We start from the raw sequence: 16,447 nt of genomic DNA, 5'->3' as shown, positions 1-16,447 counted from the left end.
ATAAAAGGGTAGTTCAGAAACACATGCACAAGGGGAAAGCATGACGTCCGCAGCCATTCAGCCGATTCCCGGCGCCGGGAAGGACCCGGACATATTCAAGGGCCGTTCCCTCGTGGTCCTTTCGCCCCACCTGGACGACGCGGTCCTGTCCTGCGGCGCGCTCCTGTCGTCCTGCGCCGAATGGGGCTCCCGCGTCACGACCGTCACCGTATTCAATGGGATGCCCGAAAGCCCTTTGTCCGAGGCCGCGTTGAGCTTCCACGAGTCGATCGGCCTGACCGACGATCCCATGGGACCGCGTGAGGCCGAGGACGACAGGGCGCACGGTCTGCTCGGCGTCGGCTCCACGCGACTGGGCATGCCGGAGGCGCTGTACCGGTGCGACGCGTCGGGACGCCACCTCTACCCCCATGACCAGGACATCTTCGTCCCCGAGCAGGCCCGGGACCTGGAACCGGAACTGACCGGCCGGCTGGCGGAAGCCCTCGCGGCCCTGCCCGCCGTCCAGCGGGCCGATCTCGTCCTCGCCCCCCTCGGCGTCGGCCGGCACGCCGACCACCTCCTGGTGGCGGCGGCGGCCCGCCGGCTCGACCGCCCCCGGGACTCCGTCCTCTGGTACGAGGAACTGCCGTACATCCTCTACGACCACTGCGCGGGCTGGGAGGCGGAGATCGCCCCGGGCACCCCGCTGATCAGCCGGTACTCCCGCGAGAACTGGGAACGGAAGCTCGACGCGATCGACTGCTACGCGTCCCAGCACCCCATTCTCTGGTTCGAACCGGACTCCCGCCGCGAGGAGATCACCGCGCACGCGACCGCCCTGGGCGACGGAACCCCGGCCGAGCGCTACTGGTGGCGGCCGTGACCCTGCCGACCGTCCTCCACGTCATCCGCCCGCAACCCCCCGGCGAGGTCGGCGGCGCGGACCTGCACATCGCCGACCTCGCCGAGGAACAGAACCGCACCGGGGCACGCGCACTCGTCTGCCATTACGGAAATCCCGAGTACGGGGCCCTCCTGGACGCCCGGGGCATCGAGAATTCCGGCCTGCCGGCCGACGGACTGCGCCGCTGGACGAGGCACCTCCGGGCGTACTTCGAAGAAATCGGCCCCACGCTCGTGCACTCGCACGGTTACGACGCCGACTACGTGACGACTGCCCTGAAGGTGATGTCCGGCACGGGAAAAGGGAAATTCCCGTCCTACGTCATCTCCGGCCACGGTTTCATACGCACCGGGATCAAACTGCGGGCGATGACCGTCCTGAACGAACGCTGCCTCCGCTTCGCCGACGCCATCATCACCGCCGGAGCCGCGGAGGCGACCCGGCTGCGCGCGCTCGGCCACGCCGACGTCCAGTACGTGGCCAACGGCGTCCGGGCCGCGCCGGGCGGCGGGGAGTCCTTCCCCATGGACGAACTCCCCCTGCCCCCCGAAGGCCCCAAGGTCGTGTACGTAGGACGTCTCTCCCCGGAGAAGCGGCCCGATCTCTTCCTCGGCGCGGCGCGCACCCTGACGCGGGAGCGTGCCGATGTGTCCTTCGTCGTCATCGGGGCGGGCCCGCTGCTCGCGGAGTACGAGAAGCGCTCCGCGGACCTCGGGCTGTCCGCCCGCGTCCACTTCACGGGCCTGCGCCGGGACGTCCCGGATCTGCTCGCCGGCGCCGACATCCTCGTGTGCTGCTCGGACACCGAGGGGACGCCCCGGGCCGTCGTGGAGGGCATGGCGGCCGGGCTGCCCGTGGTGGCCACCCGGGTCGGCGGACTTCCCGATCTGGTGGCCGACGGCACGACGGGCCTGCTGACGGACGCGGGCTCCGAATCCCAGCTCACCGATGCGCTGCGGACCCTCCTGGAGACACCCGGGAAGGCGAGGGAAATGGGCGGGGCGGGCCGGCTCCGCGCCCTGGAGGAATTCGGCGTCGCCCGCATGTGGGCGGAAATCAGCGAGGTATACGCCCGGGCGACGTCGACCGCCTGGCCCCTTGCCGCGTCGCATTCCCGCTGACCGCGGGGCCGTGCCGGGGAGCGGGCGGTTCACCGGCGGTTACGCGGCCGGGAAGGGCCGCCCGCGCCCCGGACCGGACCGGGGCGCGGGGCCCTCCGCACCCCGAAGACGGCCGCCTCCGGCGGCCCCCGGTTCCGGTACGCTTCCCGGATGCGCTATTTCATCCAGTACCCCGCCGGCACCAGCGACCTCGTCGCGGATGCCATGTCGCACTTCGTCGACGACTTCCGGGCGGAGTACCAGGACGACAGCGCCATGCTCTTCTCGTCCAGTTCACCGATGGAACGCGTCGCGGACATTCCCTTCGCGAAAAACGCCTTTGCGGTGATCTCCGAAATCCGGCGCGGCGACATCAATACGAACGTGGCGCAGCTGGCGGGCTCGCTGAAGAAATCGCAATTCCCGCCGCTCCCCGGTCCCCGCGCCCGGGGTTTCCGCGTGATGGTCCACGTCGACGGCGAACTGGCGTCCGTCGCGGGCGCCCCGAAGCGGGAGATCGAGCGCACGGTCTCCGCCTGCACGGGCATGCGGCTCGAACCCAGCGGCCGCGGCCAGGAGTACTGGGTCATCGGCCGCCTGGACATGCGCGACCTCATGTTCTGCGCCCGGCTGCCCAAGCCCGCCCGCCCCAAGAAGGCCCGGGGCGCCCTCTCCCACGAGCTGTCGTCCATGCTGGTCCTGGCGTCCGAGCCGCGCCCCGAGGACACCTTCCTCGACCCGTTCGCCGGCAGCGGCTCCTTCGTGGTCGCCCGGCTCTCCCTGCCGGCCCGGGAGGTCGTCTACTCCGACCTGGACCTCGCGGACCACCGCGAACTCCTGCCCGGCGAGGCACTGCGCGACCGCCGGCTGCGGCTGCTGGACGAGGACGCCATGGACCTCCCGTCCATCGCCGACGGCTCGGTGGACGCCGTCGTGACGGACCCGCCGTGGGGCGAGCACGAGGAACTGCCCGTTCCGTACGAGGAGTTCGCCAGGACCACGGGGCTCTCCCTGGCCCGGGTACTGAACCCGGCGAAGGGCCGGTACGTGCTGCTCTGCGCCCGCCGGGGCGCGCCCGCCTTCGAAGCGGCGCTCACGGACGCCGGCCTCGCGGTCCGTCAGACGCACGAGATCCTGGTCAACGGCCACCCGGCCACGGTCTTCATCGGCGACCGGCGAACCGGCCCCGAGCCCTCGCAGCAGACCGAGGAGCCGCAGCAGTCTCGGAGGCCGCAGGAATCCCCGGCGTCCCAGGAGCCCGGGACGCCGCAGGAACGGCAGAGCGACGAGCGGCGCCAGGCGCCCAGGACCCCCGCCAAGCCCCTGCTCATCGGGATGGGCACCTACCGCCGCTCGCTGAACCGCTTCTCGCGCTGACGCCCGGAAGGACGGGCGCACCCGCTCCTTACCGGACCCGCCGGAACGACATACGGGTCAGCCCCACGGCCGGCGGCACCACCGCGTCCACCACCCGCGCCACCGGAAGCACGGCTGCCTCGGCCCTGATGTGCCGCCGGGTGGCCCTCGCTCCTTCGTGCCGCCCGCCCGACGCGGCGGCGCGCACCAGCGCGGCGGACACCTCCTGGGCGCTCAGCCTCAGCCGCTCGGTCGCCACCGGGGTGAAACCGGCGTCGCGGAGCGTCGCCGCGTACCACGAGGGCCGCCGCAGCCAGTGCGAAGACCGGTCGTGGACCGGGAGCACGGCGGTGTCCTCGAAGAGGTGCACGTCTCGTTCGGCGACCCGGGCCATCTCCAGGAGCAGCGAGCGGGCGTCCTCGGGCGGGTTGTGCTGGAGGACCGTGGCGACGAACACCGCCTCGAAGCGGCGGTCCTCGAACGGCAGGGTCCGGCCGTCGATATGGACGAACTCGGCGTCGACCGTACGCCCGGCGTGTCGCAGCATGGTCTCCGAAAGATCCGCGCCGACGACCTTCTTGCCCTGCTCGGTCAGCCACCGGACGTTGCCGCCGGGGCCGCAGCCGACTTCGAGGACCGTGGCCGCGTCCCGCAGCGCCGGGCCCAGGAACCGCCGCATGAACATGGAGCGCTTGAGCCGGTAGAACTCCGTGTCGTCCCCGGCGACGACACCGCCTCCGTCGGAGCGGACTCCGATGTGGCCGGCCACCTCGTCCCAGTACTGCTGTGCCGCGTATTCGGGCATGTCTCTCTTCACCTCACGTTGCGGGCGGTTCAGTTGGGCTGGGTGGCGTTGACCCGGACTTCGCGCAGCACCGGGCTCCAGACCTGGTACGTGCGCCCGCGCCGCTCATCGATGGCCCCCTGCATCCGGGCGGCCAGCTCGACTCCGCAGAGCGAGGCGAGGGTGAGCACCCGGCCCGGGTCCTCGCGCACGACGTTGAGGGCGGCGCGCACGACGTTCCGCTTCCTCAGGGTGGCCGGCCGGTAGGACAGCCGACGGTCCGCCGCCCGGTGCTGGCAGGCGATGCGGCGCCGCTGGCCGTAGAACTCGCGGACGTCGCTCGGCGGGAAGTTGCGCACCTCCGCCTCGGAGACGTACGCGAGAAGGCCGCCCCGCCGGATCACCTCGGCCTCCATCACCACCTCGTCGCAGTGGATGCCCGTGGGCAGCCCCTCCGGCACGAACTCACGTCGCAGCGCGACGACTTCGCCGAGCTTGGGCTGCATGGAGGCGATCTCGTGGTGCATGCGCCAGAGCAGATCGTGCATCCGCCCGGTCAGCCCCGCCGTGCCGTGGGTGGCGATTCGGGGTCCGGTCATCCCGCACCGCGGATCGCGCCTCATGGGCTCGACGAGGCGTTCCACGAGACCCGGCGCGACCACCAGGTCCGCCCCGGCGATCACCAGGACGTCGCCCGTGGCCCGGGCGAGGAAGTCGTTGATGGCGGCCAGCTTGCCTTCGCGCTTCGGTCTGTTCACCACGGTGAGGCGGGCGTCATGGCGGGCGTAGGCCTCGGCGGCCGCGACGGTGCTGTCCGTGCTCGCGCAGGACAGCACGAATATCTCGAGTATCTTCGCCTGCTCCGGCTCCTGCGCGAGCATCGCCTCGATCGCGCGGCCGACGGTGTGTTCCTCGTTGTGGGCGAAGATGCCGATACTGACCTTCACTCCGTTCTTCCCCCTGCTCAGTAGCGGTCGAGGTCGCGCGGCGGTCCGCTGATCATGTTGAGGTACTCGTAGAAGCCGAAGCCGTAGAAGTCGCGGCGCTCCGGCGACAGCGAATCGCGCACCGAGGGGCCATGCTCAGCTGGAAGTTCTCCTGCTGGCGGATGTACGGACGGCAGTAGTACGCGAGCACGCCGGTGCGCTGGGAGCCGGCCGACCGGTTGGCCCCCGTGCCGTGCCAGATCCGGCCGTCGATGACCAGGGCGGTGCCGGCGGGGCCGGTGGCGGGCACCATCGAACCTTCCGGCGGCGGGCCGTCGAGCAGATGGCTACCCGGCGCGACCAGAGTGGCCCCGTTCTCCTCCGTGAACTCGTCCACCATCCAGATGACATGGGCCGCGAGCGCCTGCGGCCAGGGACGTGCCGCCCAGTCCTGGTCCCAGTGCGGCGTCATGGCACCGCCACCCGGACCGGTGATGTTGGCACTCAGGTTGGACATGCGTACATCCGGCCCCAGGCAGGACTCCATGAGCGCGAGGGCGGTCGGGTGTTCGGCGAGCTTCAGGAACGACTCACCGCGGTTGAACAGCGCCCAGACGCGCTGGTTCGACCCGTCGGAATAGATGTGATCGTTGTCGTCGGCCAAGTCCTTCGCCGCTTCCGCGTGAATTGTTTCGCGGAGCTCACCGACTTCTTCCTCGGACAGCGCACCGGCCAATCGTGCGCATCCGTATGCGCGTACGTGCTCGATGGCAGTGCCGAGGTCATCGGTTATGTCGGGCAGGGCAGGAATCAGATCGGCTGCGTCCGTCACTACATCCCCCTTGTGAGGTGACCAGATCTTCAGTCGGCAAACAGTGAAGCACACAAAGGCGCCTTCAGGACGGAAGAAAAAGTCCGATCAAAACGACATAGAAGACATCTCGATCACCGCCCTGCGGATGCCGGGGGCATGTGCTGTGCGTTACACCACCGATCCCACCACCGGTGGAACCGCAGGTAGTTGACATGGCGTCATGGGCAACGAGGCAGGTGCCGCGCGCACCCGCAGCCCACCACGAATGACGCTTGACGGCGCGATCTTGCTGGGTAGTATCAACGCAGACACGGGGGAGGTGTCAGAACAATTGCATTCTGCAATAGTGCTTCGTTCGTCCGACGCCGTCGAATTCGTCAATAACTGGCCCGCGGGGATCATCGCGACCGAGTTCTGCCGGCCCGAATGGGTCCTTTCCGCATGGAACAACCTGCCCGAACTCGGGAAGCCCGCCGTGGCGGTCGTCCGCGACGACGACGCCTGGGCCGCGGTGGCACTCACCGAAGCCGGCGGGCCGGGCGCGGGCACGCTCACCTTCGCCGGCCAACCGCTGGGGGACGAGCACGACCTGGTCCTCCACCGCCCCCACCGGGCAGGCGAGTTGGTCAACGCACTGGTGGGACTGCTGGAGGACATCGCCGCCGAGGACAGCATGAAGGTCACGCTCGACGCCCTGGCGCCGGACGGCCGGCTGACCCGGGAGCTGCGGGGGTCCCCGCAGTGGGCCCTGGAGGCGGAGGCGGCGCCCGTCATCACGCCGGCGCTGGCCCGCGTCAACGCCGCGAGACATGCACGAAGAATGCGCTATCTGGGCGGCCGGGGGCCTCTCACCTTCGGCGTCGTCACCGGGGACGAATTGACGGTCGCCGAGGGCGAAAGGTTCCTGCGGACCAGATTCGAGAACTGGACCCGGCAGGGACGCATCGATCAGCTTCCCGCGGTCGAACGCCTCCCCGGATTTCCCCGTTTCATGGGAACCATGATGTGCGGGCTGGCACAGCGCAATATGGCAAGGCTATGGGTGCTCGAACTGGACGGCCTCCGCATAGCCGAGGACCTGCATGTCGGCCCACCGGAGGATCCTCTTCTCTATATGCGCAGCTATTCCACGGACTTCAGAAAGTACAGTCCGGGAAGAATCCTGCTGGAAGAAACGCTCGGACAACTCACCGCGCGCGATTGCGCACGTCTCCGGACCGGGCGCGGTGACGAGCTCTACAAACTCGATGCCGGGGCCGGACAGGAATGCGTCCTGCGGGCGGAATTCGCCCCGAAGTAGCACCGGCAGTACTCGGAAGGCCCGGGAAGTACCGCGGCCTCCCTCACACGTCACTACCGAAGGACATCCGTTGAACGAGACCGAGCGCTACCTCTTCGACCTCAACGGCTACATCGTGCTGCGCGATGTGCTGAGCCAGGAGGAGCTGACCGCCCTCAACGCGGGCGTCGACGAGGCCGGCGTACCCGAACTCCTGGAGAAGACGCACTACATCCACACGGGGTTCCCCGACTCCGAGGAGGGCAACGACGACGAGGCCATGGGCCCGGTCGACCTGACGAATGGTCTCCTCAGCGACTGGGGCAAGCCGTTCCGGGACCTCGTCGACCACCCGCGCATCCTGCCGGCCCTGGAACAGCTCCTGGGCCCCCAGCTCCGCATCGACCACAGCTACGCGATCTTCATGCGCGCGGGCGCCGGCGACGGCACCCCGCACCACCTGCACAACGGGGCCACGCCGTTCGACCCCTCGCAGTACTACCTCGTCCGTGACGGCCGCATGTACAACGGCCTGGTGGTCGTGTCCTTCGCGCTGAGCGACGTCAACCCGGGCGACGGAGGCTTCTGCGTCATACCCGGCAGCCACAAGTCGTCGTTCCCCGTCCCGGACGAGATCCGTGCGATCACCGGCGAGGAACCGCCCGTCGTCCATGTGCCCATGAAGGCCGGCGACGCGGTCATCTTCACCGAGGCCGTCACCCACGGATCGCTCCCCTGGGCCGCCGGGCACGACCGGCGCGCGGTTCTCTGCAAGTACGCCCCCGGGCACATCCAGTGGGAGAAGGCATCCCCCTGGGCCAACCTGGACCAGCCCTGGACCCCGCGCCAGCGGCAGCTGCTCACGGGCCCGTACGCCGGTGGGCGCCCGGAGATCCGTACCGAAGCCGAATAGACCCCACCTCCGCCCACCCCTGATACGAGACACGAGGAACGAGTCCGGTGATCTCCACCATCGATCCGCAGCAGCCCGCGCTCGAAGCGGACGTAGTCGTTGTCGGCGCCGGCCCCGCGGGGATGGCGGTGGCTTCCGGACTCATCGAAGCCGGCCGCCGCGTCCTCGTACTCGACAGCGGAGCCTTCCGCCCCGCCCCCGACCCCGATCTGGGCGGCGGCCGGATCGAGGGCGGCAACCCGTACTACAACCTCGCCGCGTGCCGGCCGCGAGGTCTCGGCGGCAGCACGACGCTGTGGGGCGGCTGGATCGAACCGCTCGACCCCATCGACTTCGAGGACCGCCCCGAGGTCACCGGCGCGTCCGGCTGGTGCCTGGACCACGCGGAGCTCGCGCCGTACTACTCCGAAGCGCTCGCCTTCTGCGGGGTGCCCGACAAGGTGGACCTCAGGTCCTGGAAGCGCCAGGACGAGGCGCGTACGGCGGGCTCCCCGCTGGAGTCGCGGTGCTTCCCGGCGCTCGGGGCCGTCCAGCTCGGCCACCGGCACGCCGGGATGTTCACGACGGGCCGGGCGGACCTCCTGCTCGACGCGACGGTGACGCGGATCGTGACGTCACCGGACGGGTCGAGCGTCGACCACCTGGTCGTGGCGTCGCCGAAGGGCGAGTGCCGCGTCACCGGCGGCTCCTTCGTCCTGGCCGCGGGCGGCTTCGAGACACCCCGCCTGCTCCTCGCCTCGGCGAACGGTCAGTGGCCCGAGGGTCTCGGCAACGGCCATGACATCGTGGGCCGTTACTTCATGGAGCACCCTCACGTCGACATCCTCCGCTTCCGCGGCAACGCCGCCGACTTCGACCTGGGCTTCTTCGCGGGCGAACCGGCCGGGACGTCCCGTGACGGACAGCCCATGTCCACGACCGGCGCCCTGATGCTCTCGGACGACGCCTGCCGCGCGGCCGGGGTGGGCAGGGCGCAGCTGTTCCTGGAGGAGGTGGGCGCCCACACCCAGCACCGCATCGCCGTGGAGCACCGGGACCGCCCCGTCCACCTGAAGCAGAGCGTGCCCGCCACGAGCGACGAACTGGCCCTCGTCGCGGTGACCGAGCAGATCCCGAACCGCGACAGCCGCGTCGTCCTCGGCGAGGACCGCGACCGCTACGGAGTGCCCAAGCCGGTCGTCCACTGGGAGCTCACGGACACGGACCACCGCACGGTGGACGTGGCGGCGGCTGCCGCCCGCGACCTGCTGCACACCCTCGGCGCCACCGAAGCCCGCATACGCCCCAACGCCTGGTCCCTGGACACCGTCGGCGGCCCCCACCACCTGGGTACCACCCGCATGGCCGACTCCCCGTCCGAGGGCGTGGTGAACAGCGACAGCCGCGTACACGACGTCACCAACCTACACATCGCGGGCGGCTCCACCTTCCCCACCGGCGGCTATGCCCCACCCACCCTGACGGTAGTAGCCCTGGCCCTCCGCCTCGCCCACCACCTGACGACCTGACCCGCAGGCCCGAAACCAAAAACCCCAGGTCACGAAAGTGACCTGGGGTTCTCAACGGAGCCGCCTTCGGGATTCGAACCCGAGACCTACGCATTACGAGACCAGAAGCATTCATGTTGCCCAATGCCGCGTCGTGCTGCTGAGTGACGTTTAGCCTGATCAGGGCATGTACAGCCGGTTGTCCTACGTTGCCTCGTATGACGACGTCCAAAGGCGTCCGGCCACCGGGCGGCCACCAGGAGCACCCCGGCCACGAGTGATACCGGCTTCATGCTCCCGTCACACCGGCTGTAGCAACCCAACAAGCGAGGGATGGGCCACACCCAATGCTCTGCCTACGAATCCTGCAGGAATCAACAACGGCAATGGCAGCAGCAATCCCTCGTCGCTTCCTCACGCGTGGGAGTACTCCCTTGAACCTGCGGCGGCAGCGTCGGCACAAGCTCCTCTGCCGCCTCATCAAGCGCCAGTAGACGCTGAAGGTCGGCGGTCACTACCCGGTAGGCATTACCCAGTTTCAGCGCCTTGCACGGATACTCGCCACGCTTCGCCAGACCGTAGCCGGTGCTTCTCCCCAGCGAAAGGATTCTGTTGGCCGTCTGCAAGCTCACCGTAGGTGGTAGTGCCAGCACGTACCTGCGGGTAAGGGCCGCATCGTCAATTACTCCGGGTTCTTCAGTCACTGCGCCCTCCCAACGCCGCCGGGGGTGACACCAAATCTTCTTCCGCCCCCGCGCTGGTACCCAGCGTTACCGAAGCGCGCGAAGAGAACTCCCTGACTGACCGATTCACCCATACGAGTGATCTCGGCCAGTGGCGACCTGGCCGCCTTCAAACGACATCAGCGACGACGGCGACCGCTGTCCGGACCGACCTCGTTCCTAGGCCCGGCAAGCACATTCTAGAGATCGACTTCGGCCCCGACACAGACCTCGCCGCTCTCCATACCTTGTGCTGCACCGTCCGAAGGTGTCCGGCCATCCCGTGGCCACCTCTGGGCTCGCTGGAGGAACCAGAGTTCCACGACTCACGTGTTGTCGATCACTTATAGTCACGGTCAGTGAACCTTCACCTCGTCACCGTCGGCTGGACCTGCCCCACCCACAACCTCGTGATGAAACGCTCCGGCTCTGATTGCCCGCGCCTCCACCGGTGTCGGGGCGCTTCGGCGGTCGTCCGAGGTCAGCGAAGGTGTGGCGAACAACATTCTTCGACACGACGGCACACTTAGGGTCAAGGCGTCCCCTCTTCTGGCAACGGTACGGCGGCCGCCTTCCACCCTGGCCCGGTCAACCCGTCGCCTACCACAGTGCGGCATAAGGGCGCCCACGCCGCTGTCACACGATGGCCGTCTTGGTGGCCCCTCCATGACTCGTCACACGCGGCCGGCACCGGATCTTCACAGCGCCTCGAGTGAAGGCGTCGTCGGTGGCCTTACCCGACCACACGAAGGCCTCACCGGGATTCAGCGCCGCCATCTGCGCCGCCGTCAGGGCGGAGAGGGCGGCATTCGCCTTCTGCAGATGTTTTAGCCACGCAGGCGAGGTGAACTTGTGCAGCACCATGTGGTTGGACAGTTCGATCAGCGAGATCGGCACGGACGGCGGGTCCTGGCTGGCCACGAGAATGGACATTCCCTTATGCCGCATCTCGCGGACACTGGAGACCAGGCCGTCCACAAGATCGGGGCTGCGAATGTACTTGTGTGCCTCGTCGAAGACGACCAGCTTGTTGAACGCGTGCCCCTCGTGGCGGGCATCAGCGAACAGCTGCATGAGGACGACGAACAGCCCCAACGCCTCGTCCTCCCCGATGTAGCCGTCACGGAGATCGACGATGATCAACCGGCCAGGTCGTACGAGGTCCTGCAGCCGGGCGTCGTCATCGATATATTCGGCGGCCAGTTCCAGCCGGTCGTATGCCAGTTGCTTGAGCGAGTCGGACAGGGAGGACTGCTCCACCCCGAGCCGGATCGCGTCCAGTGTCAGGTTGTCGCGGTTGGCCTTCATGATTCTTCCGAGCTGGCGGATGTAGAGCGCCTGGTTGCCGACAGCTCCCATCAGAAACCGCCAGTGAGCTGCCTTCAGTTCGGAGGAGGAGAACTTCAGCGGCCGTACGTCCAGATCAGGGAACTCGCCCTTCCGCTCCTCCACCATGTCGGCGGGGGCCAACAGCAGGACATCGGACAGCGCCGCGGGTTCGGCTCCGTAACGTTCCCGGAGTGTGGCCAGCTGATCCCGGTCACTGTTGGGGCGGGTCATGCTGGTGAACTCGGGCGCGTAGCTCTCCGTATCGCTGTAGTGGAAGACAATGCTGGCCAGGGGATGTGAGAGCTGGTTGACGCCAGGGGCGGGCAGGCTTGCCATCTCCAGGATCGACCCGAGCGTGTAGCTTTTTCCTCCACCCTGCACACCGAACAGGCTAATGGTGTGAGTCTCGTTGAGGTCCAGGGCGACCTTCCGGCCCGCGCTCACGCCGAGCAGGCCGTACTGCCCGGTCGGTTTCGAGACCCCGAGGAAGACATCGGGTTCCGGTGAGCTGTCCGTCGGCTCTGCCGTGCCTTCCTGGGTGGGCAAGGCCGGTGTCTCTGGTTCCGCGCCTGCCACCGAGCCCTCGGCCTCCATCACGATGGCGACACACTCCGTCCCTGTGGCGCGGGCGTCCGGCGAGCCTGAGGAGCACTCCCCGTCGGAAGAGCTGTCGGAGACCTGCCGCGACGGGACCTGAGGTGCCTCAGCCTCAGCCGCCTCACGTGCGACCTCCGCTCGATCGGCCGCCGTCGGCGGGGCCTCGTCATCCAGCACCGCGCTGAGCGGGGCCGGCTCCTCCGGCAGTTCGCGACCGCGAGTACGGGGGCACAGGCTGCGAGTGGCCTCGCCACGCCCGATCCCCTCCAGTTCCGCCTCCGCCAGCAGATGAGGCGCGCTGCGCACCGCTCCGCCGAGGTACTCGGTCTCCACGGCGCCCAGCAGTTCGGTCACCTGCTGACAGCCGATCCGGTGGAAAGTGATTCCGCCGTCGGTCTCAATGTCCGTGCCATCAGCGCTCAGGTCAAAGATGAGACCGGTACCAGCGAATTCAAGTGTGTAACCGTGGTCAAGGTGATCGAGAAGCCAGCGCGCCTCGTCGTACCCCTTCTCGTTGAAAAGGCCGTAACGGTTGGCGCGCGCGAGGTAGTGGTCGAGCAGCGAACGGAGCGTCAGGTTCTGCAAGGGACGGTCGGGCCGCTCGACGAGCGGGTCGAACTGCGCGGCCAGGATCGTCCTGCTGTTGTCGATCTGCTGGCTGATCTGCTTCTTCTTGGCGTCGTAAGCGCCCAGGCCACCCACCCCGGTGAAGCACTTGACCTCAACCAGCCGGCAGACCACGGCTCTGCGTTCGGCATCCAGGTCGAACAGCGCCAGGTCCGTCCGGTGCAGCCGAATGGCACCGTCGCCGACGCTGATACGGCGCTGCGCCTCGCCGTAGAGGTCGGTGTGCGCGTCCAGGGGGATGAGTACCTGGTTGTGGAGGGCGCCCTGGTATCCGAGGTACAGCCTGGCGAGAGCAAGACCCAGGACCTCGGTGCGACTGCTGCTGCCGAGCGCGGCGAGCTTGAAGGCGAAGCTGCCCGAGAGCTCTCTCAGTTGGTCGAAGAACGTCCTTACATGGCGAGGTTCGAGGTTCAGTTGCCGGTCGTCGAGGACTGGTCCTATCAGCGCGCGCAACTCTTCGACCGACCGCGACGAGACCACGATGTGATGGCCCATACCGGTCTGCGCGGTCGCCGAGTAGTCGATGACGTACTCGGGCCGGTCGGTCCGGCCGTGGTCGAAGTACTCCACTCCGAGGGTCCGGTCCACCGTGACGACCCAGTCACTGGCCTGGTGCACATCGTGGAGCAGGGCTTTGTCACGGGCTGAGAGACGCAGCGTTATCTGCGGCAGCTGTCCAGGACGCGGTTCCCCGGATGTCATGGTCACCACGGCGGCCGACAGGACCTCCGGCAGCGCTGCCATCAGGTCCCCAGTCTCCTCGGCTCCGGGCACGGGATCCGTGGCACCGTGCCGAGGCTGGCGGCTCCAGGACACGAACTCCTCGTCCTCGGCGTAATAGCTGGTCAGTTCCTGCACCAGACCGTGTGCCGCTGCCCGGCCCGAGGTGCGTGCGCCCGGCGCGATGTCGAACTGCTCGCCGCCGAAGGGATCGAACAGGACTGTCAGATGTGCAGGGAAGTCGGTCGCGCGGGTCCGGAGGTCTGCAGCGTCTCGCACCACGACGGCGAGCTTCGGCCGCAGCGGGTCTCCAGGCGTGCCGAAAGCCTCGGCGGCGGCGGCGCGCGGTCCGGACCCCGGGGAGAACAGGTCGGTGAGCGCTTCGCCCACCCATGGCTCCCGGGGGTGGTCAGTGAAGAGGCGGATCGTATAGCGCAGATGAGCCAGGTGTCTGCGGCTCTGGAGTTCAGTCAGCATCGTGACCAGCGCCTCGCCCCGGCCAACACCGAGGGCGTTGATGACGAGGGAGTCAGCATAAGGGTGCAGCCGCACATAGCGTTCGACGCGGTCCGCGAGGTCGGCACCAGTGACCACACCGGAGGTGGTGGAGCTGTCGCTGACGCCCAGGGCGGAGGCCAGCCGGGATACCGTTCCCCTGGGGTCGGCGGTCTCGCTGGGCAGGCAGACCTGCCAGTAGTCGGTCAGTTGCCCAGCCGCGAATGCTAGTTCGCTTGTGGTGAGTGGCACGACCAGGGGGAACCCCAGCGGGGCGAGCCGCTCGACAAGGCTGTGCAGGGTCTCCATAACCCGGCCCTTGTCCTGGCCCTCGGTACGATCGAGCCAGTGGTCGGCCAGCGCCGCCTGCCCGCACCACCACAGCACCCGCAGCGGATGGGTGGGCGAGATCAGCACCATCCGGCGATGTCCGCCCTGCGCGTCTGCCAGCTCCACCGGCACGGTGTCAGTACGCAGCAGCAACGCGAGTTCGGCCCGATCCTGCCCACCCGTACTGCCCCGGGCGTTCTCAAGCGCACGCACACATCGGGTGACCGCTCTCAGATACGCCTCCGCGCAGGCCTCCGCCTCCTGGCGGATGGCGCGGGGGTCGGTGCCTTCCAGGACCAGCGGCACGGAACCGTCTGCGTCGGCTCGTACCGCGGCAAACAGCGTGGTGCGCGCCTGGAGAAAGCCGTCGAGCTCGCTGCCGTCGGCGGGCGTGACGGCCAGAGGTTCGTCGTCACTGAGGTGCCAGCGCCCCGAGGCATCGACGTTCAGTCGTGGCCCTTCGAGGGCGTGCGGCCGGGCCAGCATCCGCTCTTCGGCCTCCGCGAGCGGAATGGGCAGATCGACGGTGATCAGACCCGCCGGCCCGAATCCCGCGCGCAGCGGCCAGGTCTTGGCCGTTCGCGCTCCCCAGCCCACGGTGCGACAGGACACCCGCCACGGATCGCGTCCCTCGGCACGCGCGGTGAAGCGCAGCCGGTTGATCGCCTGGGCGAGCCCGGGTGCGTGCTGGGAACGCTGGACGGGAGGATCGTCGAACTCACCGTCGGGGACGACATAGAAACGGTCGCTCTCATGGGGCCGGTGCGCGCCTTCCGCACCGGCCACTCGCATGGGATCGCCATTGCGGTCGAGCGGGGTGACCCGGACGAAGTGCCACCCCTCCTCCCAGTCGGCCTTGCGGCCCTTCTTCAGCTTGATGGTCGCCCGGTAGACCGTCTTGGCGACCTTGGCCACCGCGACCGTGCTGGTGAAACCGGTCGGACTGACCGTGGTGGCACCGCGGTCCTCGTCGGTCTCACTCTCGGAGAGGATCTGGACTGAGAAACGCATGAGGCCCGCGACGTGGCGAGGATCGGGGTCGACAGTGAAGAAGACGGGAAGCGAGGTGAGTCCGCCGGGCAGCAGATACTGTCCACCGAAGAGCCTTTCCAGCGCCGGGTGATTGCGTAGGTCGTCCTCGTTCTGACCCGCCTTGGGCAGGACAGCCAGCTCGTGCACTTCGATGCCGACCCGCTCGTCACCGAGCTCGTTCTCCTGTGGCCAGTGATGGAAAGCGAGCGGCCAGTTGTCAGGGTCCACGGCGATCGCCCGGCACCAGCGTGAGGGGGTGTCCAGGCCGGTGCGCGAGGCGAACCGCACCAACCGGCGGAGGAATTCCTGTGCCGCCGGGGAGTTCTGGGGCAACCCGAGGCTCAGGACCCGCTGGCGGTCGGTGGTCGTCGCCTCGGTAAGTTTGGCGACGGTCCTGCGGTTACGGTCAGCCTTGCGGCCTACCAGGGTCGGATCCTGGTACAGGCCGAAGTCGGGGATTAGCCCGAGCAGATGAACAGCGGCCCCTGCCGCCTCGGGGTCGTGGTCGTTCTCCCGTAGCGTCAACAGGTAGCGCACGGCGGCCCGGTCGTCCGCGACAAGGCTACCTTCCTCGGCCTGCCTCTCCAGCAGTTCGGTGACGCTCGGGCGCAACTTGTCGGGCAACTCGCGCAGGAGCGACGCCTTGAGCTTCGCGTGCACGTCGTCCAGGGCTAGCTGCTCGAAGGTGGCGATACCGAAGGAGTCCTCGGCGCTGGCCCGGGTGCCGGGCGGTACGAAGACGAGAAGCGGCGGGCGGAGCCCGCCTTCCTCGTCGGGGTTGCGCAGTTCGACGAGTTTAGTACTGGTCACTGTGGCACCGGTGGGGATCGTCCCGTCTCCCTCGCCCAGGACAAACACCTGCGCGTCGGGCACCAGGGTGCGCAGCCCCCCCACCAGCCGTGCGGCAAGGTTGGTGTCCAGATCGCCCAGGCGCATGCAGTGCCCGGCCTGCCTGCCGCGCAGTACGGCGGCCAACCGTGGCAGCAGGGCATGCTCCAGGGCGTCCCGCCACTGCGCCTCGGTGAGCTCGGTCAGTCCGCGTGCCATCCC

11 protein-coding genes are annotated in these 16,447 nt (G+C 68.6%); 6 read left to right on the top strand and 5 right to left on the bottom strand.

From position 1 onward, the window contains the following. Window positions 1-40 precede the first annotated feature (40 nt). The 3 genes from AMK18_RS22070 (at window position 41) to AMK18_RS22060 (ending at window position 3,363) form a co-directional block, all read left to right on the top strand. On the top strand, window positions 41-865 hold the full coding sequence (locus AMK18_RS22070; protein WP_241836618.1) for a PIG-L deacetylase family protein: 825 nt from the start codon (window positions 41-43) through the stop codon (window positions 863-865). Continuing rightward, window positions 862-2,007, top strand: a complete 1,146-nt coding sequence (locus AMK18_RS22065; RefSeq protein WP_241836617.1) for a glycosyltransferase family 4 protein — start codon at window positions 862-864, stop codon at window positions 2,005-2,007. Before AMK18_RS22070 ends, AMK18_RS22065 begins: the two co-directional genes overlap by 4 nt. A gap of 150 nt (window positions 2,008-2,157) precedes the next feature. Next, the gene (locus AMK18_RS22060; RefSeq protein ID WP_073864093.1) at window positions 2,158-3,363 is read left to right on the top strand and encodes a TRM11 family SAM-dependent methyltransferase; all 1,206 of its coding nucleotides are present in this window, start codon (window positions 2,158-2,160) and stop codon (window positions 3,361-3,363) included. A 28-nt stretch (window positions 3,364-3,391) separates the two neighbouring features. Here the strand turns inward: AMK18_RS22060 and AMK18_RS22055 are convergent, their stop codons facing one another. The 3 genes from AMK18_RS22055 to AMK18_RS22045 are packed head-to-tail and all read right to left on the bottom strand — an operon-like array spanning window position 3,392 to window position 5,884. Beyond that, on the bottom strand, window positions 3,392-4,147 hold the full coding sequence (locus AMK18_RS22055; protein ID WP_018102173.1) for a class I SAM-dependent methyltransferase: 756 nt from the start codon (window positions 4,145-4,147) through the stop codon (window positions 3,392-3,394). Window positions 4,148-4,176: 29 nt separating this feature from the next. Next, window positions 4,177-5,073, bottom strand: coding sequence for a glycosyltransferase (locus AMK18_RS22050; protein WP_073864091.1), 897 nt, complete (start codon window positions 5,071-5,073; stop codon window positions 4,177-4,179). A 52-nt stretch (window positions 5,074-5,125) separates the two neighbouring features. Then, entirely contained in the window at window positions 5,126-5,884 is a 759-nt protein-coding gene (locus AMK18_RS22045) for a phytanoyl-CoA dioxygenase family protein (RefSeq protein ID WP_241836616.1), read from the bottom strand. Between the two features lie 202 nt (window positions 5,885-6,086). On the opposite strand from AMK18_RS22045, the gene AMK18_RS22040 reads away from it, so the two are divergent. The 3 genes from AMK18_RS22040 to AMK18_RS22030 all read left to right on the top strand — a co-directional run bounded on the left by AMK18_RS22040 (window position 6,087) and on the right by AMK18_RS22030 (window position 9,566). After that, on the top strand, window positions 6,087-7,166 hold the full coding sequence (locus AMK18_RS22040; RefSeq protein ID WP_241836615.1) for a GNAT family N-acetyltransferase: 1,080 nt from the start codon (window positions 6,087-6,089) through the stop codon (window positions 7,164-7,166). Between the two features lie 70 nt (window positions 7,167-7,236). Beyond that, a complete protein-coding gene (locus tag AMK18_RS22035; RefSeq protein ID WP_018102169.1) occupies window positions 7,237-8,058 on the top strand; it encodes a phytanoyl-CoA dioxygenase family protein in 822 nt (273 codons plus the stop codon). A 47-nt stretch (window positions 8,059-8,105) separates the two neighbouring features. Next, complete coding sequence (locus AMK18_RS22030; protein WP_073864088.1) at window positions 8,106-9,566, top strand: GMC oxidoreductase; 1,461 nt, start codon at window positions 8,106-8,108, stop codon at window positions 9,564-9,566. A gap of 353 nt (window positions 9,567-9,919) precedes the next feature. On the opposite strand, the gene AMK18_RS35300 is transcribed toward AMK18_RS22030, so the two are convergent. Beyond that, window positions 9,920-10,249, bottom strand: a complete 330-nt coding sequence (locus AMK18_RS35300; protein WP_241836614.1) for a hypothetical protein — start codon at window positions 10,247-10,249, stop codon at window positions 9,920-9,922. 654 nt (window positions 10,250-10,903) lie between these two features. Beyond that, a complete protein-coding gene (mads8, locus tag AMK18_RS35295; protein ID WP_073864087.1) occupies window positions 10,904-16,444 on the bottom strand; it encodes a methylation-associated defense system ATP-binding protein MAD8 in 5,541 nt (1,846 codons plus the stop codon). Between the last annotated feature and the right edge of the window lie 3 nt (window positions 16,445-16,447).

The organism is Streptomyces sp. CB01249 (genome assembly GCF_001905735.1).
Taxonomy (GTDB): Bacteria; Actinomycetota; Actinomycetes; order Streptomycetales; family Streptomycetaceae; genus Streptomyces.
Note: the sequence above shows the minus strand (reverse complement) of the source record. Positions and strands in the feature narration are given on the sequence as shown.